At 72.1% G+C, this 26,567-nt stretch carries 24 protein-coding genes; 23 read left to right on the top strand and 1 reads right to left on the bottom strand.

Annotated features, from left to right (window positions below; genetic code table 11):
• Positions 1 to 138: 138 nt before the first annotated feature.
• Entirely contained in the window at positions 139 to 348 is a 210-nt protein-coding gene (locus ACFQRI_RS06780; RefSeq protein WP_380665657.1) for a hypothetical protein, read from the top strand.
• Between the two features lie 133 nt (positions 349 to 481).
• Here ACFQRI_RS06780 and ACFQRI_RS06785 read toward each other — a convergent pair whose 3' ends face one another.
• Positions 482 to 970 carry an inorganic diphosphatase gene (locus ACFQRI_RS06785; RefSeq protein WP_380665659.1) on the bottom strand — a complete coding sequence of 163 codons (489 nt, stop codon included), beginning with the start codon at positions 968 to 970 and terminating at the stop codon, positions 482 to 484.
• Positions 971 to 1,116: 146 nt separating this feature from the next.
• Here ACFQRI_RS06785 and dacB point away from each other — a divergent pair, with 146 nt between their 5' ends.
• The 22 genes from dacB to ACFQRI_RS06895 all read left to right on the top strand — a co-directional run bounded on the left by dacB (position 1,117) and on the right by ACFQRI_RS06895 (position 26,532).
• The gene (dacB, locus tag ACFQRI_RS06790) at positions 1,117 to 4,182 is read left to right on the top strand and encodes a D-alanyl-D-alanine carboxypeptidase/D-alanyl-D-alanine endopeptidase (RefSeq protein WP_380665661.1); all 3,066 of its coding nucleotides are present in this window, start codon (positions 1,117 to 1,119) and stop codon (positions 4,180 to 4,182) included.
• Positions 4,183 to 4,299: 117 nt separating this feature from the next.
• The gene (locus ACFQRI_RS06795; RefSeq protein WP_380666402.1) at positions 4,300 to 5,319 is read left to right on the top strand and encodes a zinc-dependent metalloprotease; all 1,020 of its coding nucleotides are present in this window, start codon (positions 4,300 to 4,302) and stop codon (positions 5,317 to 5,319) included.
• A 70-nt stretch (positions 5,320 to 5,389) separates the two neighbouring features.
• Positions 5,390 to 6,376: a tRNA lysidine(34) synthetase TilS gene (gene tilS, locus ACFQRI_RS06800; protein ID WP_380665663.1), complete on the top strand. Its 987-nt coding sequence runs from the start codon at positions 5,390 to 5,392 to the stop codon at positions 6,374 to 6,376.
• Between the two features lie 78 nt (positions 6,377 to 6,454).
• Positions 6,455 to 7,006, top strand: a complete 552-nt coding sequence (hpt, locus tag ACFQRI_RS06805; RefSeq protein ID WP_380665665.1) for a hypoxanthine phosphoribosyltransferase — start codon at positions 6,455 to 6,457, stop codon at positions 7,004 to 7,006.
• 253 nt (positions 7,007 to 7,259) lie between these two features.
• Entirely contained in the window at positions 7,260 to 9,566 is a 2,307-nt protein-coding gene (gene ftsH, locus ACFQRI_RS06810; protein WP_380665667.1) for an ATP-dependent zinc metalloprotease FtsH, read from the top strand.
• An 80-nt stretch (positions 9,567 to 9,646) separates the two neighbouring features.
• Positions 9,647 to 10,261, top strand: coding sequence for a GTP cyclohydrolase I FolE (gene folE / locus ACFQRI_RS06815; protein WP_380666404.1), 615 nt, complete (start codon positions 9,647 to 9,649; stop codon positions 10,259 to 10,261).
• Positions 10,261 to 11,109, top strand: coding sequence for a dihydropteroate synthase (gene folP / locus ACFQRI_RS06820; RefSeq protein WP_380665669.1), 849 nt, complete (start codon positions 10,261 to 10,263; stop codon positions 11,107 to 11,109). The genes folE and folP overlap by 1 nt, the downstream gene beginning before the upstream one ends.
• Positions 11,102 to 11,491, top strand: a complete 390-nt coding sequence (gene folB / locus ACFQRI_RS06825; protein ID WP_380665671.1) for a dihydroneopterin aldolase — start codon at positions 11,102 to 11,104, stop codon at positions 11,489 to 11,491. The genes folP and folB overlap by 8 nt, the downstream gene beginning before the upstream one ends.
• Positions 11,488 to 11,982 carry a 2-amino-4-hydroxy-6-hydroxymethyldihydropteridine diphosphokinase gene (folK, locus tag ACFQRI_RS06830; RefSeq protein WP_380665673.1) on the top strand — a complete coding sequence of 165 codons (495 nt, stop codon included), beginning with the start codon at positions 11,488 to 11,490 and terminating at the stop codon, positions 11,980 to 11,982. Before folB ends, folK begins: the two co-directional genes overlap by 4 nt.
• 47 nt (positions 11,983 to 12,029) lie before the next feature.
• Complete coding sequence (locus ACFQRI_RS06835; RefSeq protein ID WP_380665675.1) at positions 12,030 to 12,494, top strand: DUF3180 domain-containing protein; 465 nt, start codon at positions 12,030 to 12,032, stop codon at positions 12,492 to 12,494.
• A 131-nt stretch (positions 12,495 to 12,625) separates the two neighbouring features.
• On the top strand, positions 12,626 to 13,603 hold the full coding sequence (locus ACFQRI_RS06840) for a DUF6779 domain-containing protein (protein ID WP_380665678.1): 978 nt from the start codon (positions 12,626 to 12,628) through the stop codon (positions 13,601 to 13,603).
• Positions 13,604 to 13,664: 61 nt separating this feature from the next.
• Positions 13,665 to 14,972 carry a PrsW family intramembrane metalloprotease gene (locus tag ACFQRI_RS06845; RefSeq protein ID WP_380665680.1) on the top strand — a complete coding sequence of 436 codons (1,308 nt, stop codon included), beginning with the start codon at positions 13,665 to 13,667 and terminating at the stop codon, positions 14,970 to 14,972.
• Between the two features lie 146 nt (positions 14,973 to 15,118).
• Entirely contained in the window at positions 15,119 to 16,015 is an 897-nt protein-coding gene (locus tag ACFQRI_RS06850; protein WP_380665682.1) for a Rossmann-like and DUF2520 domain-containing protein, read from the top strand.
• Between the two features lie 29 nt (positions 16,016 to 16,044).
• Complete coding sequence (gene panC / locus ACFQRI_RS06855) at positions 16,045 to 16,920, top strand: pantoate--beta-alanine ligase (protein ID WP_380665684.1); 876 nt, start codon at positions 16,045 to 16,047, stop codon at positions 16,918 to 16,920.
• A 28-nt stretch (positions 16,921 to 16,948) separates the two neighbouring features.
• Positions 16,949 to 17,362 carry an aspartate 1-decarboxylase gene (gene panD, locus ACFQRI_RS06860; RefSeq protein ID WP_380665686.1) on the top strand — a complete coding sequence of 138 codons (414 nt, stop codon included), beginning with the start codon at positions 16,949 to 16,951 and terminating at the stop codon, positions 17,360 to 17,362.
• Between the two features lie 19 nt (positions 17,363 to 17,381).
• Entirely contained in the window at positions 17,382 to 18,179 is a 798-nt protein-coding gene (locus ACFQRI_RS06865; RefSeq protein ID WP_380665688.1) for a type III pantothenate kinase, read from the top strand.
• Positions 18,180 to 18,416: 237 nt separating this feature from the next.
• Positions 18,417 to 19,871 (top strand): lysine--tRNA ligase, encoded by a 1,455-nt coding sequence (lysS, locus tag ACFQRI_RS06870; RefSeq protein WP_380666406.1) that lies wholly within the window; start codon positions 18,417 to 18,419, stop codon positions 19,869 to 19,871.
• Between the two features lie 184 nt (positions 19,872 to 20,055).
• On the top strand, positions 20,056 to 20,406 hold the full coding sequence (locus tag ACFQRI_RS06875; RefSeq protein ID WP_380665690.1) for a histone-like nucleoid-structuring protein Lsr2: 351 nt from the start codon (positions 20,056 to 20,058) through the stop codon (positions 20,404 to 20,406).
• 274 nt (positions 20,407 to 20,680) lie between these two features.
• Positions 20,681 to 21,742 (top strand): FecCD family ABC transporter permease, encoded by a 1,062-nt coding sequence (locus ACFQRI_RS06880; protein ID WP_380666408.1) that lies wholly within the window; start codon positions 20,681 to 20,683, stop codon positions 21,740 to 21,742.
• A complete protein-coding gene (locus ACFQRI_RS06885) occupies positions 21,739 to 22,821 on the top strand; it encodes a FecCD family ABC transporter permease (RefSeq protein WP_380665692.1) in 1,083 nt (360 codons plus the stop codon). Before ACFQRI_RS06880 ends, ACFQRI_RS06885 begins: the two co-directional genes overlap by 4 nt.
• Positions 22,818 to 23,642, top strand: coding sequence for an ABC transporter ATP-binding protein (locus ACFQRI_RS06890; RefSeq protein WP_380665694.1), 825 nt, complete (start codon positions 22,818 to 22,820; stop codon positions 23,640 to 23,642). The genes ACFQRI_RS06885 and ACFQRI_RS06890 overlap by 4 nt, the downstream gene beginning before the upstream one ends.
• A gap of 343 nt (positions 23,643 to 23,985) precedes the next feature.
• The gene (locus ACFQRI_RS06895) at positions 23,986 to 26,532 is read left to right on the top strand and encodes an ATP-dependent Clp protease ATP-binding subunit (protein WP_380665696.1); all 2,547 of its coding nucleotides are present in this window, start codon (positions 23,986 to 23,988) and stop codon (positions 26,530 to 26,532) included.
• Positions 26,533 to 26,567: the final 35 nt, after the last annotated feature.

Below are 26,567 nucleotides of genomic sequence, written 5' to 3' on the forward strand. Positions count from 1 at the left end.
GCACGGTAGCTCCGCGCGGAGCAGGAACTCAACGAGCGTTGAAATCTAGCCCGATTGGGCCGTTGGGGTGGTGATCGAGCCGGGCCGCGTCATGCCCGCGCGAGCGGGCGATCCCACCCGTGGGAGGAAGGAGCGGCAGTGAGCTGGCTGATGGTGAGCGCGGTCCTCGTCGGGTGCGCCGGGTCGCTGGTCCCGGTGCTGCGCAGACACCTGCTGCGCAGGCGCGCGGTGGTCCGGGCGCGGACCGCGATGGCGTGGTTCTACCAGCAGGAGCGGCCTCGGACCCCGCGGCGGGCCTACGGGCGGCACGCGTTGCGCGCGCCCGGGGACCGGCAGTTGTCCACATGAGTTGTGCACAGTCATCCACAGCCTTGGGGACAACTGTGCACAGCTTGGGGAGAACTCGGCCGCGGATGTGAAAAGACCCTCCGCGCAGCTGCGTGGAGGGTCTTCCGCATCGCCCGGTGGGCGCGATCCGCCTTCAGTGGCCTTGCTCCTTCAGGCGCTGGTAGGAGCGCTCGATCTCGGCCTCCGCCTCGGCGCGGCCGACCCAGGTGGCGCCTTCCACGCTCTTGCCCGGCTCCAGGTCCTTGTACACCTCGAAGAAGTGCTGGATCTCCAGCTTGTAGAACTCGGCGAGGTGGTGGATGTCCCGCAGGTGCTCCTGGCGCGGGTCATCGGAGGGCACGCACAGGACCTTGTCGTCGCCGCCCTTCTCGTCGCGCATGCGGAACATGCCGATGGCGCGGGACTTGATCAGGCAGCCCGGGATGGTCGGCTCCTGCACCAGCACCAGAGCGTCCAGCGGGTCGCCGTCCTCACCGAGGGTGTTCTCGATGAACCCGTAGTCGGCCGGGTACTGCGTGGCGGTGAACAGAGTCCGGTCGAGGCGGATGCGTCCCGTCTCGTGGTCGATCTCGTACTTGTTCCGGTTCCCCTTGGGGATCTCGATCGTGACGTCGAAGTCCACGCGGTTCCTCACTCGTCTTGCGTCGGATGCGTCGCCCGCTCGCGCGCGCGACCGGGTTCTAGTGTGGACTACGGCGGGGGCCCGGGCCCCACCGCAGTGCGGGAGCTCGCAGTCTGGCAATCTGACTCGCCGTCGAGGAGGAGCACGTGCCCGAACCCCAGAACAGCGGGGATGCGGCGGCCGAGACCAACGCCGAGGAGGCGAAGTCGACCGGTCCGACCGCCGCGAAGTCGGAGGAGAACCCGCCCGCGCCCGACCCGCCCGGCAGCGGCGCGACCGCCCCCGCGGAGTCCGGTGCGCAGGCCGATTCCGAGGCGATTGAGACCAAGAACACAGCCTCCCCGAATCGAGTCGCGGGCGTCCTCGACGACTCCGCCGAGCCCTCGGGTCCGACCCGGCGGGTGGCGGGCAGCCTGGGCGACCTGGCGGGTGCGGTGCCCGAGGTGAGCAGCGGTGGCGCCGCGGCCGCCGCGGCCTCGATGGCGCAGGCCGGGACCGGCGCGAAGGCGAGGACCACCGGGGACCCCACCGCGGAGGCCGATCAGCCGGAGCCCGAGCGGACCGGGGACGGCGGGGAGTCGAACGTCGCCACCGCGCGGTCCGTGACCGGCGACCTCGCCAAGCCCGAGGCCGACGCCGAGCCCCCCGAGCGGGACGTCCCCGAGCGGGCAGCGGCCCCGGCGGAAGACGCAGCCGCCGGGACCGGGGAGGCCGAGTCCGGCTCCGCCGAGTCCGGCTCCGCCGAGTCCGGGGAGGACGAGACCGGCCCTGCCGAGACCGCGACCGGGGAGGACGAGCCCGCACCCGCGCTCGGAAGCACCGGCGAGGACACCGCGCGACCGGGCGACTCGGACGCGGCCGCGCCCGGGAAGACCGACCGAGCCGACGCGGAGGACGCGACCGCGGACCTAGCCGAACCGGCGGCCGACGGCGCGACGCCCGACGGTTCCCGCGGCAGCGGCGAATCCGACCGGGATGCCGGGGACCGAACTGGGGCCGAAGCGACGTCCGGCGAGGGCACCGGGAACGAACCCGCGGCCGAGGCGGCGCCCGGTGAGACCGGGCAGGGCTCGGAGCCGGCGGAGGCCGCCGACGAACCGGAGCCGGAGACCTCCGGCGAGGAACCGGAGCGGCCGGAACCCGCGGAGGAGACCTCGGGGGCTGGGCCGGAGAGCGCCGGCGGAGCCGATGCCCCGGAGGTACCCCCGCGGGAGACCCCGGAGGGGGACGCCGGTGCGCGGCCGGCGGCGGAGACCGGCACCGCTGAGCCGGACCCCGCCGAACCGGAGGTCGAACCGAGCCCGGCCGGGCGGCGAGACCCCGTCACCGAGGGCGACACCGCCGAGCAGGAGCGCGTCGAGGGAACCGGGTCCGCCGAACCGGGCGCCGTCGCGGAGCCCGAAGCACCGGCGGAGCGGACGCAGAAGATCGCCCGGGTCACCGACGACGCACCCGCGCCGGCGGAGGGAGCGGCCGAGTCGACCGCGCTGATCCCGAAGATCGACGCCGCGCCGGCCGAGCCCGCCGAGCGGGAGGCCGAGCGCACCCAGCGGATCCCGCGCGTGCCCGCCGAGACCCCGCCGGAATCGGCCTCCGAGCGCACCGCCCGGATCGAGGCCTCGGACCTCGCCGAGCTGCGCGGATCCGCCCCGGCGGACGCCGAGCGGACCCAGCAGATCCCGCGGCCCGACTTCGAGGAGCCGCGCCCGGCTTCGCCCGCGGACTTCTCCGGGCTCGCCGCGCCGCAGGAGGCCGCGCCCGCGGAGGGGGCCTCCGGCGCCACCGTCCCGGTGGAGTCGGCGCAGCGAGCCGTGCCGCAGCACATCCCCAGCCAGGAGGACGGCTCCGGCTCGCGGCGCTGGGGCCTGGTCGGCCTCGCCGCCGCGCTGGTGGTGGTGCTGGGCGCGGGGATCGCGTTCGTCCCGAGGCTGTTCGAGCAGGAGATCGCCGACCCGCCGGCCCCGGTGCGGCTGACCGACCCGGCGATCGAGCCGCTGGCGCGGCAGGCGCCCGAGCCGACCCGCTCCGGCGTCGAGCGGGCCCTGACCGGTCCGGCGGCCAGCCCGGCGCTCGGCCAGCTGGGCGGGATCGTGCTGGACAGCCGCACCGGCGAGACGCTGTGGGAGCGCAGCCCGGCGCAGGCGATGATGCCCGCCTCCACGGGCAAGCTGCTGGCGATGAGCGCGGTGCTGCTGTCGATGGACCACGACGCGCGGCTGACCACCAAGGTCGTGCGGGGCAGCGCGCCGGGCAGCATCGTGCTCGTCGGCGGGGGAGACCCGACGCTGTCCAAGCTCGGCGGCGACCGGGAATCGGTCTACCCGGGCGCGCCGCGGCTCGACGACCTGGTCACGCAGGTCGAGCGGGCCACCGGGGGGAACGTGACCTCGGTGTCGGTGGACACCAGCCGCTACACCGGACCGACCACCGCACCGGGCTGGTTGCCCGAGGACGTCGAAGCCGGGTACTACTCGCCGATCGAGCCGGTGATGCTCGACGGCGGGCGCGCCGACCCGGCCGAGGACGTCAGCACCCGCTCGCCGACCCCGGCGCTGCAGGCCGGGCAGGAGCTGGCCGAGCGGCTGGGCGTGTCCGCCCCGGTCTCGCCGGTCGAGGCGCCCGCGAACGCGCAGGTGCTGGGCCAGGTTCGGTCCGCACCCATGTACCAGCTGGTGGACGCCGTGATGCAGCACTCGGACAACGTGCTCGCCGAGGCGCTGACCCGCGAGGTCGCCATCGCCACCGGCGAGGAGCCCTCGTTCGCCGGTGGCGTGCGGGCGGTCCGCGAGGTGCTCCGCCGCAACGGCTTCGACCTGGGCGGCAGCACGATGTCCGACGGCAGCGGGCTGTCGCTGGAGGACCGGGTGACGCCGAAGCTGCTGAGCGAGCTGATGCGCGCCGTCACCAGGCCGGCGAACCCGGACGGTTCGGTGCCCGACCGGACCGCCAGGCTGCGCGCGCTGATCCCGGCGCTGCCGATCGCCGGTGGCAGCGGCAGCCTGGAGGACCGCTACCGCGGCTCGGCGGGCCAGGGCTGGGTGCGCGCGAAGACCGGCACCCTCGACGGCGCGAACAGCCTGGCGGGCACCGTGGTCACCGAGGACGGCAGGCAGCTGGTGTTCGCGATGATCTCCAACGGCACCTCGTCCACGGCGGCCCGCCCGGCCCTCGACGAGCTCGCCGACACCCTCCGCTCGTGCGGCTGCCGCTGACGATGCCCGGCGGGTACCGTCGGTGATGTGAACTCCGGTACGCCCACCGCGCCGCCCGCCGAGACCGGCCCGCGAGCCCTGGACTGGAACGTCGCGGTCGGCACCGCGGTCCGGCTGATGCGGCCGGGACCGGAGGTGCCCAGGGAGCACGCCGAGGAGGCGGTGCGGTCGCTGCGGCGGTTCAGCGTCGAGGCGGAGAGCCACGTGCGCGAGACGACCGGGTTGGGGCGCGACCTGCCGATCGCCGAGGGCGACGTGGTGGACCGGCCGTCCTGGGTGCGCGGGGCGGCCTTCGGGCTCTCCGAGCTCACCGGCGCGGCGATGTCCGCGGTCGACTCGCGCGGGATGCACGGCGAGGACCTGCTCGGCCAGCTCGGCGCGCGCAGCGCGGGCGTCCAGGCCGGGGTGGTGCTGGCCTACCTGGGCGGCAAGGTGCTCGGGCAGTTCGATCCCTACGGGGAGTCCCGGACGCCGGGCCAGAAGGGCAGGCTGCTGCTGGTCGCGCCGAACATCGTGGCAGCGCAGCGGGCGCTGGGCGTGCCCGCCGACGACTTCCTGATGTGGGTGTGCCTGCACGAGTCCACCCACCGGCTGCAGTTCAACGCCGTGCCCTGGTTGCGCGAGCACTTCGCGGAGAGCCTCGGCGAGCTGCTGGGCCAGCTCGAAGGCGGCACCGGCGAGCTGCTGACGCGGCTGCCGCAGGTGCTGCGCGAGGCCCGGACCCGCTCCGGCGAGGACGCCTCCAGTCCCGGCGTGATGGGCGTGCTGGAGCTGCTGCAGACCCCCGAGCAGCGGGCCGCGTTCGACCACATCATCGCGATCTCCACGCTGCTGGAGGGCCACGCCGACCACGTGATGGACGCGGTCGGGCCGCAGGTGGTGCCCAGCGTGGCGACCATCCGCTCGCGCTTCACCGACCGCCGCAAGGGCGGCGGGCTGCTGGACCGGATCCTGCGCAGCCTGCTCGGCGTGGACGCCAAGATCCAGCAGTACGCCCAGGGCGCGGCCTTCACCCGCCACGTGGTGGGCCGGGTCGGCATGGACGGCTTCAACGCCGTCTGGACCTCCCCGGAAGCCCTCCCGACCCGCGCGGAGATCACCGCCCCGGAGACCTGGATCAGCCGCGTGCACGGGTGAGCCCCGCCCCGGTGGAGCGGGCGCGATCACGCGGCGGTCGCGGTCGGCACCGCGGTGCGAGAATCGCGGGATGCCGCCCGATCCCGCTGTGAGCGCCACCCGGACCGCGCTGCGCCGGGTGCTCTCCTCGCCCGAGGCGGAGTCGTACCGCTCGGTGCCGTGGGTCGTGGCGTGCTCCGGCGGTGCCGACTCGCTGGCGCTGGCCGCGGCGGCCGCGCACGAGGCGCGGCACTTCGGGACCGAGGTGCGCGGCCTGGTGGTCGATCACGGTCTGCAGGTCGGCTCGGCCGCGGTCGCCGAGCGGGCGGTCGAGCAGCTCACCGCGATCGGCTGCTCCGCTCAGGTGCTGGCGGTGGAGGTCGACGGTCCCGGCGGGCCGGAGGCCGCTGCGCGCCGGGCCCGCTACGCGGCGCTGCGCGCCGAGCGGCCAGCGGGCTCGCCGGTGCTGCTCGGGCACACCCTCGACGACCAGGCCGAGACGGTGCTGCTCGGGCTCGGCCGGGGTTCCGGGGCGCGCTCGATCGCCGGGATGCCGGCGGTGGACCCGCCGTGGGTGCGGCCGCTGCTGGGCGTCCGCCGGGAGACCACCGAGGCCGCGTGCCGGGCGCTGGGGCTGGACCCGTGGAGCGATCCGCACAACGTTGACCCGAAGTTCACCCGTGTGCGGTTGCGCACAGAAGTGCTCCCGCTCCTCGAAGAAGTGCTGCAGGGCGGGGTCGCCGAATCCCTCGCCCGGACCGCCCGGCAGCTGCGCGACGACGCCGACGCGCTGGACGCCGCAGCGGCCGAGGTGTTGCGCCGCGCCCGGACCCCGGAAGGCCTGGATGTCCTGGCACTGCGGGACTTTCCGGCCGCGGTGCGGCGTCGCGCGCTGCGCGACTGGCTGTTCGCCGAAGGGGTCGGCGAGCTCTCCGACGCGCACCTGCGGGCGGCCGATGCGCTCGTGGCGAACTGGCGCGGCCAAGGCGGTCCCGCCCTGCCCGGTGACTTTGTGCTCCGCCGGGCGCATGGCAGGCTTCGGGTGGAGACGGCGGGCCGCAAGCCGCCGAATGGCTGACGGGGCACCGAACCATCGCGTCCGGGGCGGTCTCCAGCTTGGGGAAGAAGTCGATCCGACAAGAGGGGAAGCCGGGCCGTGTACGACGGCGATATCGCTTCTGTGCTCATCAGCGAGCGGCAGATCAAGGACAAGGTCAGCGAGTTGGCCAAGCAGGTCGACGACGACCACCCGCAGAGCGGCGACCTCCTGCTGGTCGGAGTGCTCAAGGGCGCGGTGATGTTCATGACCGACTTCGCGCGGGCCCTGCCGCATCCCGCGCAGCTGGAGTTCATGGCGGTCAGCTCCTACGGCTCGTCGACCTCCTCGTCCGGGGTGGTGCGCATCCTCAAGGACCTGGACCGCGACATCGCCGGCAAGAACGTGGTGGTCGTCGAGGACATCATCGACTCCGGGCTGACGCTGTCCTGGTTGCTCAAGAACCTGGCGTCGCGGAACCCCGCCTCGCTGGAGGTCTGCACCCTGCTGCGCAAGCCGGACGCGGTGCAGGTGGACGTCCCGGTGCGCTACGTGGGCTTCGACATCCCGAACGAGTTCGTGGTCGGTTACGGTCTCGACTACGCGGAGCGATACCGTGATCTGCCCTACATCGGAACCCTCGATCCGAAGGTTTACACCTCCGGGGCATGAGCCTCGGCAGCGGTCACCCGCGGTGCAGGCGGCCGCTGCTGTTGCCGGAGGGGTGTCCGATTCGGGCGTCCCGCCCACTCCGGGCCAGGTGAACGGAGTAGGCTGGGCGCCCGGTGCCGGGCGCGGCGTGGTCGCGTCCGCGCACGGGCCGGTACGCTGGTCTGAAGGGGTTGACGGTGGGTGTTCACCCGGAGGAACCGTCACCCGAAGTGACAGTCAGGGAGGGTCGAGGCCGCCCGTCGGCCGCAAGTGAATGGACCGAAAGCGCCTGCTCCGCAACCCGCTGCTGTGGATCCTGACAGCGTTTCTGCTGATCTACGCCTTCAGCGTGCTCTTCGACGAGACTCGTGCCTACCACGAAGTCTCCACCTCGCAGGCCCTGGAACAGATCGCCCAGGGCAAGGTCAAGGAAGCGACCATCGAGGACAAGGAGCAGCGGGTCCGGCTGACCCTCGACGACGGACAGAGCTTCCAGGGCAGCAACCAGCTCATCGCGCAGTACCCGGCCGGGGCCACCGACCAGCTGGTCGGCGAGATTCGCGACGCCAACATCGACAACTGGAACACCAAGGTCACCCAGGACTCCGTCTGGGTGCAGATGCTGTTCTACCTGATCCCCATCGGCCTGCTCGTGCTGCTGCTGATGTGGATGATGAACAACGTCCAGGGCGGCGGGAACCGCGTCCTGAACTTCGGCAAGTCCAAGGCCAAGCAGCTCACCAAGGACATGCCCAAGACGTTGTTCGGCGACGTCGCGGGCGCTGACGAGGCCGTCGAGGAACTGCACGAGATCAAGGACTTCTTGCAGAGCCCGGGCCGCTACCAGGCCCTGGGCGCGAAGATCCCCAAGGGCGTGCTGCTCTACGGCCCGCCCGGCACCGGCAAGACGCTGCTGGCCCGAGCGGTCGCCGGCGAGGCCGGGGTGCCGTTCTACTCGATCTCCGGCTCCGACTTCGTCGAGATGTTCGTCGGCGTCGGCGCATCCCGCGTCCGCGACCTGTTCGAGCAGGCCAAGCAGAACGCGCCGTGCATCGTCTTCGTGGACGAGATCGACGCGGTCGGCCGCCAGCGCGGCGCCGGGCTCGGCGGCGGGCACGACGAGCGCGAGCAGACCCTCAACCAGCTGCTGGTCGAGATGGACGGCTTCGACTCGCGCGGCGGCATCATCCTGATCGCCGCCACCAACCGCCCGGACATCCTGGACCCGGCGCTGCTGCGCCCGGGCCGCTTCGATCGGCAGATCCCGGTGTCGGCTCCGGACCTGCGCGGTCGCCGCGCGATCCTGGGCGTGCACTCCAAGGGCAAGCCGATCGGCCAGGACGTCGACATGGAGGGCCTGGCCAAGCGCACGGTCGGCATGTCGGGTGCGGACCTGGAGAACGTGGTCAACGAGGCGGCGCTGCTGACCGCGCGCGAGGGCGGTCAGCTGATCACCGGCGGCGCGCTGGAGGAGGCGGTCGACCGCGTGGTCGGCGGCCCGCGGCGGAAGAGCAAGATCGTCTCGGAGCGGGACAAGAAGATCACCGCGTACCACGAGGGCGGGCACGCGCTGGCCGCGTGGGCGATGCCGGACCTGGAGCCGGTCTACAAGCTCACGATCCTGCCGCGCGGGCGCACCGGCGGTCACGCGCTCGTCGTCCCCGAGGACGACAAGGACATGATGACCCGCTCGGAGATGATCGCCCGGCTGGTGTTCGCGCTGGGCGGCCGCTCCGCCGAGGAGCTGGTCTTCCACGAGCCCACCACCGGTGCCTCCAGCGACATCGAGCAGGCGACCAAGATCGCTCGCGCGATGGTCACCGAGTACGGCATGACCGCCCGGCTGGGCGCGGTGAAGTACGGCAAGGAGGAGGGCGACCCCTTCCTGGGCCGCACCGCCGGTCAGCAGGCCAACTACTCGCTCGAGGTGGCGCACGAGATCGACGAGGAGGTGCGCAGGCTCATCGAGGCCGCGCACACCGAGGCGTGGGAGGTGCTCAACACCTACCGCGACGTCCTCGACGAGCTGGTGCTGGAGGTCATCGAGAAGGAGACGCTCAACCGCAAGGACCTGGAGCGGATCTTCGCGCGGGTGGAGAAGCGGCCGCGGATCACCGCGTTCAACGACTTCGGCGAGCGCGTCCCGTCGGACAAGCCGCCGGTGAAGACGCCGGGCGAACTGGCCAAGGAGCGCGGCGAGCCGTGGCCCCCGGTCAAGGAGGACCCGACGCCCGCTCCGGCACCGGTGCAGAACGGCGCCCAGCCGCAGCAGTCGCCGGAGCCGCAGCAGGCCGAGCAGCAGCCCGCCGGGGCCGGTGCCAACCAGAGCACCGTGCAGATCCAGCAGCCGCAGTCCGGTCAGCAGGCTCCCTCGGCGGTGCCGCCGAACTACGGCGCGCCGCCCGGGTGGACCCCGGCGACCAACCCGTCGGGCTCCGGTTACCAGGCGGGCGGCGGCCAGCAGTACAACTGGACGCCGTCCTGGGAACGCGGGCAGCCGGAGCAGGGTGAGACGCAGCCCGAGCAGTCGCGGCCGGACGGCGGCGACTCGCAGGACGACAACAGCGGCAGCGGTCGCTGACAGCTGGCGGGCACGGCGCCCGTTCGGGCGCTGAGAGGCCAGTGGAGGATCGAGAAGTGACCAATGCGGTCGACGAGCCGATCGGGGCGGGAGATGGCTCCCGTCCCGACGGTTCTTTCCACGCCCCCAACTTCGACCAGGCCAGGGCCGAGGCCGCGATCCGCGAGCTGCTGCTCGCCGCGGGCGAGGACCCGGACCGGGACGGGTTGAAGGACACCCCTGCGCGGGTCGCCAGGTCCTACCGGGAGCTGTTCGCGGGTCTGTACACCGACCCGGACGAGGTGCTGAGCAAGACCTTCGACGAGGCCCACGAGGAGCTCGTGCTGGTCCGGGACATCCCGGTGTACTCGCAGTGCGAGCACCACCTGCTGCCGTTCCACGGCTACGCGCACATCGGGTACATCCCGAACTCGCAGGGCCGGGTGACCGGGCTGTCCAAGCTCGCGCGGCTGGTCGACCTCTACGCCAAGCGGCCCCAGGTGCAGGAGCGGTTGACCTCGCAGGTCGCCGATGCCCTGGTGCGCAGGCTGGAGCCGCGCGGGGTGATCGTGGTGGTCGACGCCGAGCACCTGTGCATGGGCATGCGCGGCGTGCGCAAGGCGGGCTCGACGACCACGACGTCGGCGGTTCGGGGCATCTTCCGCAGCTCGGCGTCCTCGCGGTCGGAAGCCCTGTCGCTGATCAGGGGGCGCTGATGCACGCCGCGCTGCCCGCTCCCGCGCGCTGCGCGGTGATGGGCATCCTCAACGTCACGCCGGACTCGTTCTCCGACGGCGGGCGGTACCTCGACCGCGACGCCGCGATCGAGCACGGCGTCGAGATGCACCGGATGGGCGCGGACGTCATCGACGTCGGCGGCGAGTCGACCCGGCCCGGTTCGGAGCGGGTGGACGCCGCCACCGAGCTGGAGCGGGTGCTGCCGGTGGTGCGCGACCTGGTGGCCGAGGGCGTGCCGGTCAGCGTGGACACCACTCGGGCCGAGGTCGCGGAGTCGACCGCGGCGGCCGGGGCCGTGGTGATCAACGACGTCTCCGGCGGCCTGGCCGACCCGAAGATGGCCGCGGTGCTGGCCGAGGCGGGTCTGCCGTGGGTGCTGATGCACTGGCGCGGGCACAGCCGCGACATGGGCAGCCTCGCGGTCTACGAGGACGTGGTCGCCGACGTGCGCGCGGAGCTGCTGCGCCAGGTCGACCGCGCGCTGGCCGCCGGGGTGGCCGAGGACGCGATCGTGCTGGACCCGGGCCTGGGCTTCGCCAAGACCGCGGCGCACGACTGGCTGCTGCTGCAGCGCCTGGACGTCTTCGTGGACCTGGGCTTCCCGGTGCTGGTGGGCGCCTCCCGCAAGCGCTTCCTGGGCTCGCTGCTGGCCGCCGAGGACGGCACGCCGCGGCCGGCGGACGGCCGGGAGACCGCGACCGCGGTGGTCTCGGCGCTGTCGGCCGACCGCGGGGCCTGGGGCGTGCGGGTGCACGACGTGCGGGCGTCGTTGGACGCGGTCGCGGTGACGGCCGCCTGGCGCGGCGGAGGTGTCCCGGTTGGCTGACCGGATCGCGCTGAGCGGGTTGAAGGTCCGCGGCAACCACGGCGTCTTCGAGCACGAGAAGCGCGACGGCCAGGACTTCCTCGTCGACATCACGCTCTGGCTGGACCTGGGCGAGGCCGCGGCGGGCGACGACCTGACCAAGACAGTGCACTACGGCGAGCTCGCCCAGCAGGCCGCGGACGTCGTCGCCGGCCCGCCGCGCGATCTCATCGAGACCGTCGCCGCGGAGATCGCCGACTCGATCATGGATGACTCGCGGGTCATCGCCACCGAGGTCACCATCCACAAGCCGCGCGCGCCGATCCCGCTGGACTTCGCCGACGTCGCGGTGACCATCCGCCGCTCCCGCCGAGGCGGTCGCGGCGGTGGGGGCGCGTCGTGAGCCGAGCCGTGCTCTCCCTCGGGTCCAACCTCGGTGACCGGTCGGCGTACCTGCGGCTGGCCGTCGACGGGTTGGGCGAGGCGGTGCGCGCCGTCTCACCGGTCTACGAGACCGCTCCCTGGGGCGTGACCGACCAGCCGGACTTCCTCAACGCGGTGCTGATCGTCGAGTCCGCGGAGCTCGACGCGTGGGGCTGGTTGCGCCGCGGCCAGGAGATCGAGCGCGAGGCGGAGCGGCGGCGCGAGCAGCGCTGGGGTCCGCGCACCCTGGACGTCGACGTGGTCACTGTGGACGGTGTGACCAGCGACGACCCGGAGCTGCTGCTGCCGCACCCCGGCACGCCCTCGCGGGCGACGGTGCTGGTGCCCTGGCTGGCCATCGAGCCGGGCGCCGAACTGCCCGGGCACGGCCGCATCGCGGGACTGGTCGGCGCGCTGCCCGCCGAGGACCTCGCCGGGGTGCGGTACCGCGGTGACCTCGCCCTGCGCTGAGCCGGGCGTGGGATGCTGGAGCCGTGGCACCGCGACGTACTGAGCAGATGAGCTTCACGCAGCCGGGGCAGCTGGTCGGGGCCGGCCTGATCGGCTTGGTCGTGGCCTACCTGCTGGCCCGCCTCGGCTACAGCGATCTACCGACGCTGCCGGTGTTCTCCGGCGTGACGTTGCTGCTGGTCGCGCTGATCGAGCTGGTGCTCGCGCTGGTGCTGCGCCCCCGCGTGCTGCGCAAGCCCGGGACCGAGCCGGTCGAGTCGCTGACCGCCGCCCGCGCGGTGGCGCTGGCCAAGGCGTCCTCGCTGGCCGGGGCGATCATGACCGGTTGCTGGCTGGGGCTGCTCGGCTACCTGCTGCCGATGCTGGAGGTCGTGCACGCCGCCCGCCAGGACACCCTCACCGCGATCATCGGCGCGATCAGCGCGGCCGCGCTGATCGCTTCCGGCCTGTGGCTGGAGCACGTGCTGCGGAACCCCGACGATCCGGAGGAGCCGGACGAGCCCGAGGAGTAGCGGCCGCGCCGCGCTCCGGCGCGGCGCTGCTCCATCCGGCCCCGCACCCCCTCCGCCGCGATGACCAAAGTGGATGCGGTTCGCCATACCTTCAGGTCTCGAACCGATAACCGACGGGTACTGTGTGCGGCATGTCCGAGCCGGGTCACGAGGTGACCGAATCCTCCGGCGGCCGATCCACCGCGCTGTGGGGCGGCGCGCTCGTGCTCGCCGCCGCCGCGACGGTGGTGCTCGTGCTCAGCGGGGACGCCCGGCTGCTGCGGCTGGGTCTGGTCGCGGCGCTGTGGTCGGCGCTGATCGGTGCGTTCGCGGTGGCCCGGCTGCGCGATCGGGTCGACGAGGGCGAGCGGGCAGCGGCCGATCGCCAGCGCGTCTACGAGCTGGAGCTGGAGCGCGAGATCTCCGCCCGCCAGGAGTTCGAGGCTCGCGCGGAGGCCGAGGCGCAGCGGCGCGCCCGCGCGGAGTCGGCCGCCGAGATCCGCTCGCTGCAGGACGAGCTGGCCAAGCTGCGCTCCACTCTGGAGCAGGTGGTCGGCGGCGACGTGCTGTTCGAGCGGGTCGCCCTGCGCGCCGAGTCCACCAGGGTGCGATCGCTTGCCGAGCGCGGTGACGGCGAGGTCGCCCAGTTCCCGCGCGCCGCCAGGTCGGGGGAGCCCCGGCAGGTCGTGGCCGCGCGGCAGTCCGAGCCGCAGGCCCCGACGCAGCAGGTCTCGATGGCCGCCGCGCAGCAGGCGCCCGGCAGGCCGATCACCGCCAAGCCCAAGCCCCCGCCGGCCCCGCCCGCGTCGGAACCGCGTTCCGCGCCCGCTGCGCAGCCGGAGGGCGGGAGCGCCGCGAGCCAGGAGCCGAAGACCGAGGTCATCTCGCGGATCTCCGGTTCGCTGGACGAGTCCCGTCCGCGGCGCCCGCGACCGAAGCAGCAGTTCGGGCAGTCCTTCCCGGACCGCCCGACCCCGACGCGGCCGGAGCGCGCGCCGCGCCGAGCCGAGCCCGCCAAGCCGGAGCCGGAGGACGACTCCGGTGCGCACGCCGAGGGGACCTCGGTCGACGACCTGCTCGCGGCCTACGGCGGCAACAGCACCCAGCGCAGGCGCAGGCGGCGTTCCTGACGCTCCCCGCGACGAGCGGGCTTCGCGGGTGCCGGGCGCGGCACTCGGGGCGCGGGGAGCGGTGACCAATAGGGTCTGGGGCGTGTCGCGTCATGATCTAGTGGAGCCGGGCGGGGACGTCTCCCGCGCGCGGCGGTTGCAGAGCCGGAAGCATCACGCGGTCGGCTGGCCGATCGCGGGTCTGATCGTGCTGGCCATGGTCGGGCTGGTGATGTTCGGCGTCGCCACTTCCCGAGTGGGGACGGAGGCCGGTGCCTTCGGCGCGATCATCGCGCTGCTGCCGGTGGGCGTCGTGGTCGCCGCGATCGTGTGGATGGACCGCTGGGAGCCCGAGCCGCCGATGCTGATGCTCGGCGCGTTCCTGTGGGGAGCTGGTGGGGCGACGGCGTGCTCGCTGCTGCTCAACAACACCTCGATCTCGGTGTCCAACGCGCTGTTCGGCGCCGACAGCCGGTTCTTCCTCGCCGCGATCATGGCCCCGCTGGTGGAGGAGGCGGCCAAGGCGCTGTTCGTCTTCGCGCTGTGGTGGCGCCGCCGCTCGGAGTTCAACGGCCTCGTCGACGGCGTGGTCTACGCGGCGCTGACGGCGGCGGGCTTCGCCTTCACCGAGAACATCCTCTACTTCGGGAAGGCCTTCGCCGACGGCGGTCTCGGCGGTCCCTGGCTGATGGTGTTCGTGCTGCGCGGCGTGCTCGCGCCGTTCTCGCACCCGTTGTTCACCGCGATGTTCGGCATCGCGGTCGGGCTGGCCGCCTCCCGCGCGCGCACCCGCGCGGCCCAGGTCGGCTACCTGGTGGCCGGCTACCTGGCCGCGGTGCTGCTGCACGCGGTGTGGAACAGCGCGACCTTCCTCGGCGGGACCGAGTTCATCAACGTCTACTTCCTGATCATGGTGCCGATCTTCCTCGGCACGTTCGCGCTGGTCGTCTGGCAGCGCAAGCGCGAGCAGCGCATCGTCATCGAGCAGCTGCCGAAGCTGGAGCGCGCCGGGCTGATCGCGCGCAGCGAGATGGAGATGCTGGCCAGCCTCACCGGCAGGCAGGGCTGGCGGCGCAAGGTGCGCAGCCGCTCCGGCAGCCAGGCCGCCAAGTCGGTGCGCGACTACCAGATCGCGGTCACCGAGCTGGCCTTCCTGCAGCACCGCGCGGAGGCGGGGCGCACCACCAGCGCCGCGCGGCGGGCTCGGCGGGAGAAGCTCATCGAGGACCTCAAGCAGGCGCGGAGGTCGGCGGCCGGTCGGCAGGAGGCCATCCAGACCGCCAGGATCAAGATCAACGAGCTGACCCGGGGCGTCCCGAAGCCGGGATCGCCCCAACCCCCGCAGCGGCCGCGGCGCCCGCAGGCGCCGCCGCCGCGCTCGCGGGACTGACCGCGGGCGGGGTGTGAGACCGCGCTCGCCGGGCGTGGTTCTCGCCACCTGGGATGCATCCGGCCGGTCGCGGCGGGCTACTCTCGCGGCTGCTGTCCGGTACCCGGGAATTCGGGACTGGAACGGTATGGGAGGACGACGTGGCGATGCCTGCTGGTCGTGCGGGCCCTCGGCTGCGGGTCGGAGTGATCTCCGCCGGCCGGGTGGGCTCGGTGCTGGGCGCGGCCCTGCGGCGCGCGGGGCACGAGGTCATCGCGGTGTGCGCGGTGTCCGAGGCCTCGCAGCGGCGGGCCGAGGAGCTGATCTCCGGTGCCGCGGTCATGCCGCCGGACGAAGTCGCCCGGCAGGCCGACCTGGTGCTGCTGGCGGTGCCCGACGACGAGCTCGCCGGCCTGGTGCGCGGCCTGGTCAACACCGGATCGCTGCGACCGGGCCAGATGCTGGTGCACACCTCGGGCGCGCACGGTTCGGCCGTGCTCGCGCCGGCCGCCGAGGCGGGCGTGCTCACGGTGGCGATGCACCCCGCCATGACCTTCACCGGCCGCGCCGAGGACGTCGAGCGGCTGCCCAGCGCGTGCATGGCGGTCACCGCCGACGTCGACGAGGCGGGCTGGCACGTCGGCGAGGCGCTGGCGCTGGAGCTGGGCATGGAACCGGTGCAGGTGCCCGAGGAGTCCCGGCGGCTCTACCACGCGGCGCTGACCCACGGCGCGAACCACCTGATCACCCTGGTCAACGAGTGCGCGGGCCTGCTCCGCGAGGCGGGCGTGGAAGTGCCCGACCGGGTGATGGCCCCGCTGCTGTCGGCCTCCCTGGACAACGCGCTGCGCTTCGGCGATCGGGCCATCACCGGCCCGGTGGTGCGCGGCGACGCGGACACCGTGCGCGCGCACGTGCGCGCCCTGTCCGAGACCGACCCGGCGGTGCTCGGTGGTTACCGCGAGCTGGCGCGCCGCACCGCCGACCGCGCCGTCCGCAGCGGGCTGCTGCGGCCCGGCGCGGCCGAGGAAGTGGCATCGGCCATCGACGAGGAGCCGTCGTGAGCCCGGAGAACCCAGACGATGGAGTCACCATGAGCGCAGCCGACAACCCGGGCTTCCGGCGTGGCGAGCTGACCGTCCACCACGACCCGGCCGAGCTGGCCAGGGTCACTCGCGCCCTGCAGGCGACCGGCCGCACCGTGCACCTGGTGCCCACCATGGGCGCGCTGCACCGCGGCCACCTGGAGCTGATCCGCCGCGCCCGCGACGTCAACGCCGTGGTCGTGGTGTCGATCTTCGTCAACCCGCTGCAGTTCGGCCCGAACGAGGACTACGACCGCTACCCGCGCAGCTTCTCCGACGACGTCGAGGCGTGCCGCCAGGCCGGGGTCGGCCTGATCTTCGCACCCGGCGTCGAGGACATGTACCCGCCGGGTCGGCAGCTGTCGGTGCAGGCGGGGCCGCTGGGCGACGAGCTGGAGGGCGCCACCCGCGAGGGGCACTTCGACGGGGTGCTCACCGTGGTGCTCAAGCTGCTCAACATCGTGCGCCCGGACCTGGCCTTCTTCGGCGAGAAGGACTACCAGCAGCTCACCCTGATCCGGAAGATGGCCCGCGAGTTCGACCTGGACACCCGCATCCAGGGCATCCCCACCATCCGGGAGTCCGACGGGCTGGCGCTGTCCTCGCGCAACGCCTACCTCTCGGAGGAGCAGCGCGCCTCGGCGCTGGTGCTCTCCGCCGCGCTGGCCGCGGGTGCGCACGCGGGCGGTCGCGGGCCGCGGGCGGTGCTGGAGGCGGCGCGCGAGGTGCTGGCCACCGAACCCGCGGTCGAGGTCGACTACCTCGACCTGCGCGATCCCGAGCTCGGCCCCGCCCCGCAGGAGGGCGAGGCGCGCCTGCTGGTGGCGGCCAAGGTCGGCTCCACCCGGCTGATCGACAACGCCAAGGTGCTGCTGGGCGAGTGACTCGCCGGCGATTCGAGGGAGGTCCCCCATGTTCCGCACCATGCTCAAGTCCAAGATCCACCGGGCCACGGTCACCCAGGCCGACCTGCACTACGTCGGCTCGGTGACCGTCGACGCCGACCTGATGGAGGCCGCCGACCTGCTCGAGGGCGAGCAGGTGGCGATCGTCGACGTCACCAACGGCGCCCGGTTGGAGACCTACGTGATCACCGGGGAGCGCGGCTCCGGGGTGATCGGCATCAACGGTGCCGCCGCGCACCTGATCGAGCCGGGTGACATCGTGATCCTGATCGCCTACGGCGTGATGGACGACGCCGAGGCCCGGACCTACCGGCCGAACGTGATCTTCGTGGACGCCGACAACAAGGCGGTCGAGCTCGGCAGCGACCCGGGCCACGCGCCGGCCGGCTCCGGCCTGCTCACCTCGGCCGCCACCAGCTGACCAGGAAGGACGGCGCGCGGTGCTGCTCGCCATCGACGTCGGAAACACCAACATCGTGCTCGGTCTCTACGCCGACGTCGCGGATCCGCCGGACATCGCCGCGACCCTGGTGCGCGACTGGCGGATGCGGACCGAGCCGCGGATGACCGCCGACGAGATGGCGCTGACCATGCGCGGTCTGCTCGGCGAGCACGCCGAGCAGGTCACCGGCATCGCCGCGCTGTCCACGGTGCCCGCGCTGCTGCGCGAGCTGCGGGTGATGCTCGACCGGTACTGGGCCGAGGTACCGCGGGTGGTGGTCGAACCGGGCGTGCGAACCGGGGTCCCGCTGCTGGTGGACAACCCGAAGGAGGTCGGGGCCGACCGGGTGATCAACACCCTGGCCGCGCACCACCTGCACGCCACCAACTGCGTCGTGGTCGACTTCGGCACCTCGACCAACATCGACGTGATCTCGGCCAAGGGGGAGTTCCTCGGCGGCGCCTTCGCGCCGGGCGTGGAGATCTCGCTGGACGCGCTGGCCGCGCGCGCCGCGCAGCTGCGCAAGGTCGAGCTGGTGCGGCCGCGGTCGGTCATCGGCAAGAACACCGTCGAGTGCCTGCAATCCGGGATCCTCTACGGCTTCGCCGGGCAGGTCGACGGTCTGGTGCGGCACATCGTCGACGAGCTCGAATCCACCCACGGCGGCCCCACGACGGTGCTGGCCACCGGCGGCCTGGCCCCGCTGGTGGTCTCGGAGTCCGCGACGATCACCGACCACGTCCCGGACTTGACCCTGCTCGGCCTCCGCCTGGTCTACGACCGCAACTTCCGCTAGGGAGCGGCGAGGAGCCTTCTCTCATCAAAAGTCCCCGAGCGCGACGGTGAACCGATCCTCGGGTCTCGGACTTCTGACGAAAGGGGGCGCGCGCCCGCACCGCCCCGCGCACCGCCGATGGATGGCCTGGTCGCGGGGCGATCTCGGCGCATCCGTACCCTTGGTCGCGTGACTGACCAGGACCGTTCCAACCCCCCGGCAACCAGCGCTGACGGCGTCGAAGACCTGCCGGAACAGATGCGGATCCGGCGGGAGAAGCGGGAGCGCCTGCTCGACGCCGGTGTCGACCCGTACCCGGTGACGCTGCCGATCACCCACGAGCTCGCCGAGATCCGCGCGACCCACGACGGCCTCGAACCCGACACCGCCACCGGCGAGCAGGTCGGCGTCGCGGGCCGGGTGATGTTCCTGCGCAACACCGGCAAGCTGTGCTTCGCCACGCTGCGCGCGGGCGACGGCACCGAGCTGCAGGCGATGCTCAGCCTCAAGCAGGTCGGCGAGGACTCGCTGGCTTCCTGGAAGGGCGAGGTCGACCTCGGCGACCACGTCTTCGTGCACGGCGAGGTGATCACCTCCCGCCGCGGCGAGCTGTCGGTGATGGCCGACGAGTGGCGGATGGCCGCCAAGGCGCTGCGCCCGCTGCCGGTGATGCACAAGGAGCTCGCCGAGGAGATGCGCGTGCGGCAGCGCTACGTGGACCTCATCGTGCGCAAGCAGGCCGCGGACACGGTCCGCACCCGCGCCGCGGTGCAGCGCTCCCTGCGCGATTCCTTCGAGCAGCGCGGATTCGTCGAGGTGGAAACCCCGATGCTGCAGACGCTGCAGGGCGGGGCGGCCGCGCGCCCGTTCACCACGCATTCCAACGCCTTCGACATGGAGCTGTTCCTGCGGATCGCTCCCGAGTTGTATCTGAAGCGTTGCGTGGTCGGCGGGATCGAGAAGGTTTTCGAGATCAACAGGAACTTCCGCAACGAGGGAAGTGATTCCTCCCACTCCCCCGAGTTCGCGATGCTGGAGTTCTACCAGGCGTACGCCGATTACAACGACATGGCCGCGCTGACCAGGTCGTTGATCCAGGAAGCCGCGGAGCGGCTCACCGGTTCCCAGGTCGTCACCTGGGCCGACGGAACCGAGTACGACCTTTCCGGCGAGTGGGCGTCGGTGACGATGTACGAGTCGTTGTCCGAGGCGCTCGAATCGGAAGTCACTCCGGAAACTCCGGTCGAGACGCTGCGCAAGCACGCCGACGCCCTCGGATTGCAGGTCGACCCGGCGATGGGGCACGGAAAGCTCGTCGAAGAGCTGTGGGAGCACCTGGTCGGCGACCATTTGACCGCCCCCACCTTCGTGCGCGACTTCCCGGTGGAGACTTCGCCGCTGACCCGTCAGCACCGGGAGGCGCCGGGCCTGGCGGAAAAGTGGGATCTCTACGTTCGCGGGTTCGAGCTCGCGACCGGTTACTCCGAACTGGTCGACCCGGTCGTGGAACGGGAGCGCCTGGAGGAGCAGGCGCGCCTGGCCGCCGCCGGTGACGACGAGGCCATGCCGGTTGACGAGGACTTTCTCCGCGCGCTCGAGTACGGAATGCCGCCATCGGGTGGCGTTGGAATGGGTATCGACCGGTTGTTGATGGCGTTGACCGGTCTCGGTATCCGGGAGACGATCCTGTTCCCGTTGGTCCGCCCGGAATGACCCGATCAGGCGCGCCGGTGAATTTTCCCGACTGGATGAGTGCATTATCGCAGTCGCTGCGCTAACCTGACGGCAGAATGTGTCGGTGACGGCAATTGGCGTACTAGCGAGGGAGTTCTCGGCTCCTGGCCAGGTGGTCGCTGTCCCGCTTATGCACAATTTTGCTCCGGGGAGGACTTCGAAGATGGCGCAGAAGGTCACTGTCACCCTTGTCGACGATCTGGACGGGGGGCAGGCCGACGAAACCGTCGAGTTCGGTTTGGACGGCGTGTCCTACCAGATCGACCTTTCCGCGGACAATGCCGGTGACCTGCGCGAGGCGCTGGCCAACTACGTGTCCAACGCGCGTCGCGCGGGCGGTCGCAAGAAGCCGGGTCCGCGGCCGGGTTCGGGGCGTTCTTCGAGCGGCTCCACGAGCGCCGATCGAGAGCAGAACCAGGCCATTCGGGAATGGGCCCGCAAGCGGGGCCTGAAGGTGTCGGACCGGGGCCGCATCCCCGCCGACATCGTCGAGCAGTACCACCAGGCGAACTGAAGAGCCTTCGCGAGAGAGGCGTTTGCGCGGCCGCCGGGCGCGCGAACGCCTCTCATTGCGTTCGGACAACCGATTTCACCGTTTGCCCGTCGCGGGAAAGGGATGCCGGGGCTCCGCAATTGGGAACGGGGGCGTTCGCTTTCCGGTTCGCCCCCCTCGCCCGCCAGGCCGACTGTGACCGCGGACATCGCGCCCCGCCCTGTTGATCGCGCTTAGGTTGTCCTAACCTTGTCTCGTCCGGGCGAGTTGGCAGAGGGAGTGGGACGTGGCGCGCATGGTGGCCGTGGACGGCCCAGCCGGATCCCCGGCGACCGAAGCCGGCTCCGAGCGCCTCCAGCAGCGCCGCGAGCGCCGCCTGGTCGGCCTCCTCGTCCTCCTCGCGCTGCTGGTGGTCAGCGCCGCGCTGAGCATCGCCGTCGGCGCCAAGACCATCCCGCTCTCCGAGGTGTGGAGCGGGCTGGTCGCCCCCTCCGGCGACGAGAACGACCTGATCGTCCAGGAGCTGCGGCTGCCGCGGACCGTCGTCGGCCTGCTCGCGGGCACCGCGCTGGGCCTGGCGGGCGCCCTGATGCAGGGCCACACCCGCAACCCGATCGCCGACCCCGGGATCCTCGGCATCACCCACGGCGCCGGCCTCGGCGTGGTGCTGGCCGTGTACACCTTCGGCATCTCCAGCCTGTTCGGCTTCATCTGGTTCGGCTTCGCCGGGGCCCTGCTCGGCGCGCTGGCGGTGTTCGCCATCGGCTCCATCGGGCGCGGCGGGCCCACCCCGGTCACGCTCGCGCTGGCCGGCATGGCGATCAGCTACCTGCTGCAGGCCATCACCTCCGCGCTGGTGCTCACCGACCAGCAGACGATGGACACCTACCGGTTCTGGAAGGTCGGCTCGATCGCGATCACCGATGCGTCGGTGATCCCGCAGGTCCTGCCCTTCCTGGTGGTGGGCGTCGTGGTGGCGCTGGCCAACGCCGCCAGCCTGAACGCGCTGTCGCTGGGCGAGGACGTCGCCCGCTCCCTGGGGCACCGGGTGGTCTGGGCGCGCCGGGCGGGCATCGGGGCGATCGCGGTGCTGGTCGGCGGCGCGGTGGCCGTCTGCGGGCCGATCGGCTTCGTCGGTCTGGTCGTGCCGCACGTGGCCCGCTTCTTCACCGGCGCCGACTACCGCTGGTTGCTGCCCTTCGCCGCGCTGCTGGGCTCCTCGCTGGTGCTGCTGGCCGACGTGGCGGGTCGCGTGGTCGCGCGCCCGGGCGAGGTGCAGGTCGGGGTGATGCTGGCGCTGGTCGGCGCGCCGTTCTTCATCGCGCTGGTGCGACGCCGGAAGTTGGTGCGCTTGTGACGACCACCGAACGACCCGCGATCGCTGGACGCAGGCCGCTGCGGGTCGGCCCGTTCTCCGGCGTGCTGCGCGCCAGGCCGGTGGGCGCCCTGCTGGGCGGCCTGATCGCCCTGGTGGCGCTGTTCGTGATCAACATCGGCCTCGGCGAGTACCCGATCAGCCCGCTGGAGGTGCTGCGGACGCTGTTCGGCGCGGGCGACCGGGCGCAGCACATCATCGTCTGGGAGCTGCGCATGCCCCGGTCGCTGACCGGTTTGTGCGTCGGGGCCGCCCTGGGCCTGGCCGGCGCGATCATGCAGGCGCTGGCGCGCAACCCGCTGGCCAGCCCGGACATGCTGGGCATCACCTGGGGCGCGGGCACCATGGCCACGGCCGTGATCGTCTTCGGGGGCACCTCGGGCAGCGTGGTCGGCGCCATGGCCGACTACGGCCTGCCGCTGGTCGCCCTGGTGGGCGGTGTGGTCACCGGGTTGGCCGTCTACCTGCTCGCCTACAACCGCGGGGTGGACTCCTACCGGCTGGTGCTGGTGGGCGTCGGGGTCAGCGCGCTGGCGGGGAACGCGACCTACTGGCTGCTGACCGTCGGCGACGTCACCGACGCCGGCCGGGCGATGGTGTGGCTGACCGGCAGCCTCAACGCCAGGGGTTGGGAGCACGTCGTCCCGGCGGGCATCGCGCTGGCCGTGCTGATCCCGCTCGCGCTGGTCGGAGCGCACGTGCTCGGCGCCCTGCAGTTCGACGACGACACCGTTCGCGGCCTCGGCGTGCGGATGGACCTCGCCAGGGGCCTGCTGCTGCTCGCCTCGGTGGTGCTGGCCTCGATCGCCACCGCAGCGGCCGGGCCGATCCAGTTCGTCGCGCTGGCGACCCCGCAGATCGCGCTGCGCCTGGCGCGCACGTCGCGCCCGCCGCTGCTGACCTCGGCGGTGCTCGGCGGTGCGCTGGTGGTCGGCTCCGACCTCATCTCCCGGCTGGCCTTCGGGTCGCTGGAGCTGCCGGTCGGCATCGTCACCGCGATCCTGGGCGCCCCGTACCTGATCTACCTGCTCATCCGTCGGTACCGGGAGGTCCGAGCATGACCGCGTCCACCGAGATCACGCAGGCGACCACTCGGCGATTGCAGGCCTCGGGCCTGCGGTTGGCCTACGGCGATCGGGTGGTCGTCGACGCGTTGGACTTCGAGGTCACCAGCGGGACCATCACCGCCGTCATCGGCCCGAACGGCTGCGGCAAGTCGACCCTGCTGCGCGCGCTGGGCAGGCTGCTGGAGCCCAAGCGCGGCGAGGTGCTGCTGGACGGCAAGCGCATCCACAAGATGTCCACCAAGGAGGTGGCGCGGGTGCTGGGCGTGCTGCCGCAGTCCCCGCAGGCGCCCGAGGGCCTGACGGTGGCCGACCTGGTCGCCCGGGGCAGGCACCCGCACCAGGCCTGGTACCGGCAGTGGTCCAGCGACGACGAGGGAGCGGTGGCCGACGCGCTGGCCATGACCGGCATCGCCGAGCTGGCCGACCGCACCGTCGACGAGCTCTCCGGCGGGCAGCGGCAGCGCGCCTGGCTGTCCATGGCGCTGGCGCAGGGCACCGACCTGCTGCTGCTCGACGAGCCGACCACCTACCTGGACCTCTCGCACCAGGTCGACGTGCTGGAGCTGGTCGGCAGGCTGCACCAGGAGAGCGGTCGCACGGTCGTGATGGTGCTGCACGACCTGAACCTCGCCGCCCGCTACGCCGACCGCCTGGTGGCGATGAAGGACGGCGCGGTCGTGGCCTCCGGCGAGCCGGCCGAGGTGCTCACCGAGGAACTGCTCGACGAGGTTTTCGAGCTCAACGCGCGGGTAATCGAGGACCCGGTTGCGGGTACTCCGATGGTGGTCCCGATCGGGGGCCGCAGGGCCGAATGAGTGTTCGGCGTCCCGTCCGCCACGACCCGGGCGTTGCAGCCGACGACTGGGATCCACCCGGCCGCGGGAGGCTCGGAACGAGGCCCGTGCTCACGCAGGGTGATCGACGCCGCGGGGCCGGGGTGTTCGCGCTCAGCGGACATGTTCCGAGATCAGGAATCTCGCAGGCCAGCGGGCCGTTGGTCGGGGTGGCGGGCAAGAATGTGGTGCAGCGGGCACGGACCGCGACCGGGGTCGGCTACTACAGTGGTCCCCAAGAGTGCTGAACCCGTCGTGGACAGCGGCGTAGCGCTGAAGCCGTGTCCCGGAACTAGACCGCCGGCGCAGCAGTCAGGGAGTGCGAATGTTCGAGAGGTTCACCGACCGCGCGAGGCGGGTGGTTGTCCTGGCCCAGGAAGAGGCCCGGATGCTCAACCACAACTACATCGGCACCGAGCACATTCTCCTGGGCTTGATCCACGAGGGTGAGGGTGTCGCCGCCAAGGCGCTGGAGTCGCTGGGGATCGCGCTGGAGGGCGTGCGCCAGCAGGTCGAGGAGATCATCGGCCAGGGGCAGCAGGCCCCCAGCGGACACATCCCGTTCACCCCACGGGCCAAGAAGGTGCTGGAGCTGTCGCTGCGGGAGGCGCTGCAGCTCGGCCACAACTACATCGGCACCGAGCACATCCTGCTCGGGCTGATCCGCGAGGGCGAGGGCGTCGCCGCCCAGGTGCTCGTCAAGCTCGGTGCGGACCTCAACCGGGTGCGGCAGCAGGTGCTGCAGCTGCTGTCCGGCTACCAGGGCAAGGAGCCCGCGGAGGCCGGCGGGCGCGGCGAGGGCACGCCGTCCTCGTCGCTGGTGCTCGACCAGTTCGGCCGCAACCTGACCCAGGCTGCGCGCGAGGGCAAGCTCGACCCGGTCATCGGCCGGAACAAGGAAGTCGAGCGGATCATGCAGGTCCTGTCCCGGCGCACCAAGAACAACCCGGTGCTCATCGGCGAGGCCGGTGTCGGCAAGACCGCGGTCGTGGAGGGCCTGTCCCAGCAGGTCGTCAAGGGCGAGGTGCCCGAGACGCTCAAGGACAAGCAGCTCTACACCCTCGACCTGGGCTCGCTGGTCGCCGGTTCCCGCTACCGCGGTGACTTCGAGGAGCGCCTGAAGAAGGTGCTCAAGGAGATCAAGACCCGCGGCGACATCATCCTGTTCATCGACGAGATCCACACGCTGGTCGGCGCGGGCGCCGCCGAGGGCGCGATCGACGCCGCGAGCATCCTCAAGCCGATGCTGGCGCGCGGTGAGCTGCAGACCATCGGCGCCACCACGCTCGAGGAGTACCGCAAGTACGTCGAGAAGGACCCGGCCCTGGAGCGCCGCTTCCAGCCGATCCAGGTCGGCGAGCCGTCGCTGGAGCACACCGTCGAGATCCTCAAGGGTCTGCGGGACCGCTACGAGGCGCACCACCGCGTCTCGATCACCGACGGCGCGCTGGCCTCGGCCGCGAGCCTGGCCGACCGCTACATCAACGACCGGTACCTGCCGGACAAGGCGATCGACCTGATCGACGAGGCCGGTGCCCGGATGCGCATCCGCCGGATGACCGCTCCGCCGGACCTGCGCGAGTTCGACGAGAAGATCGCCGACGTGCGCCGCGAGAAGGAGTCCGCGATCGACGCGCAGGACTTCGAGCGGGCCGCCCGCCTGCGGGACGAGGAGAAGCAGCTCCTCGGCCAGAAGGAGGAGCGGGAGAAGCAGTGGAAGGCCGGCGACCTGGACGTCGTCGCCGAGGTCGACGACGAGCAGATCGCCGAGGTGCTGGCCAACTGGACCGGCATCCCGGTCTTCAAGCTCACCGAGGAGGAGACCACCCGTCTGCTCCGCATGGAGACCGAGCTGCACAAGCGGATCATCGGCCAGGACGACGCGGTCAAGGCCGTGTCCCAGGCGATCCGCCGCACCCGCGCGGGCCTGAAGGACCCGAAGCGCCCCTCCGGCTCGTTCATCTTCGCCGGCCCGTCCGGCGTGGGTAAGACCGAGCTGTCCAAGGCGCTGGCGCAGTTCCTGTTCGGCGACGACGACGCGCTCGTGCAGATCGACATGGGTGAGTTCCACGACCGCTACACCGCCTCGCGGCTGTTCGGCGCCCCGCCCGGGTACGTCGGCTACGAGGAGGGCGGCCAGCTCACCGAGAAGGTTCGCCGGAAGCCGTTCTCGGTGGTCCTGTTCGACGAGATCGAGAAGGCCCACACCGAGATCTACAACACCCTGCTGCAGGTGCTGGAGGACGGCCGCCTGACCGACGGTCAGGGCCGCACGGTGGACTTCAAGAACACGGTGCTGATCTTCACCTCCAACCTCGGCACGGGCGACATCTCCAAGGCCGTCGGCCTGGGCTTCTCCAGTGGTCAGGGCGCTGAGTCCAACTACGAGCGGATGAAGTCCAAGGTCAACGAGGAGATGAAGAAGCACTTCCGGCCGGAGTTCCTCAACCGCATCGACGACGTGATCGTCTTCCACCAGCTCACCGAGAACGAGATCGTCCAGATGGTCGACCTGCTCGCGGGCCGCGTGGAGAAGGCGCTCAAGGGCAAGGACATGTCCCTGGAGCTGACCGACAAGGCAAAGCGCCTGCTCGCCAAGCGCGGGTTCGACCCGGTGCTGGGCGCGCGGCCGCTGCGCCGGACCATCCAGCGGGAGATCGAGGACAAGCTGTCCGAGAAGATCCTGTTCGGCGAGGTCGAGCCCGGTCAGATCGTCATCGTCGACGTCGAGGGCTGGGAAGGCGAGGGCTCCGATGACAAGGCGCACTTCACCTTCCGCGGTGAGAGCCGCCCGTCGGCGGTGCCGGACGCCCCGCCGGTGAGCGTCTCCGCTCAGGGCGAGGAGGAGTCCAAGGGCGACTCCGAGTCCTGACCCGCGCGCGACGGCGAACCGAACTGCTCCCCGGG

The sequence above is a fragment of the Saccharopolyspora griseoalba genome (assembly GCF_042665275.1).
GTDB classification, from domain to species: Bacteria; Actinomycetota; Actinomycetes; order Mycobacteriales; family Pseudonocardiaceae; genus Saccharopolyspora; species Saccharopolyspora griseoalba.

Bases quoted from the DNA above. Each gene is read 5' to 3' on its own strand.
- ACFQRI_RS06880 (WP_380666408.1), top strand. From the start codon at position 20,681: ATGGTGGCCGTGGACGGCCCAGCCGGATCCCCGGCGACCGAAGCCGGC.
- panC (WP_380665684.1), top strand. From the start codon at position 16,045: ATGAGCGCAGCCGACAACCCGGGCTTCCGGCGTGGCGAGCTGACCGTC.
- ACFQRI_RS06875 (WP_380665690.1), top strand. From the start codon at position 20,056: ATGGCGCAGAAGGTCACTGTCACCCTTGTCGACGATCTGGACGGGGGG.
- lysS (WP_380666406.1), top strand. From the start codon at position 18,417: ATGCGGATCCGGCGGGAGAAGCGGGAGCGCCTGCTCGACGCCGGTGTC.
- ACFQRI_RS06850 (WP_380665682.1), top strand. From the start codon at position 15,119: ATGCCTGCTGGTCGTGCGGGCCCTCGGCTGCGGGTCGGAGTGATCTCC.
- ACFQRI_RS06795 (WP_380666402.1), top strand. From the start codon at position 4,300: ATGCGGCCGGGACCGGAGGTGCCCAGGGAGCACGCCGAGGAGGCGGTG.
- ftsH (WP_380665667.1), top strand. From the start codon at position 7,260: ATGGACCGAAAGCGCCTGCTCCGCAACCCGCTGCTGTGGATCCTGACA.
- ACFQRI_RS06890 (WP_380665694.1), top strand. From the start codon at position 22,818: ATGACCGCGTCCACCGAGATCACGCAGGCGACCACTCGGCGATTGCAG.
- tilS (WP_380665663.1), top strand. From the start codon at position 5,390: ATGCCGCCCGATCCCGCTGTGAGCGCCACCCGGACCGCGCTGCGCCGG.
- panD (WP_380665686.1), top strand. From the start codon at position 16,949: ATGTTCCGCACCATGCTCAAGTCCAAGATCCACCGGGCCACGGTCACC.
- ACFQRI_RS06895 (WP_380665696.1), top strand. From the start codon at position 23,986: ATGTTCGAGAGGTTCACCGACCGCGCGAGGCGGGTGGTTGTCCTGGCC.
- folP (WP_380665669.1), top strand. From the start codon at position 10,261: ATGCACGCCGCGCTGCCCGCTCCCGCGCGCTGCGCGGTGATGGGCATC.
- ACFQRI_RS06840 (WP_380665678.1), top strand. From the start codon at position 12,626: ATGTCCGAGCCGGGTCACGAGGTGACCGAATCCTCCGGCGGCCGATCC.
- ACFQRI_RS06835 (WP_380665675.1), top strand. From the start codon at position 12,030: ATGAGCTTCACGCAGCCGGGGCAGCTGGTCGGGGCCGGCCTGATCGGC.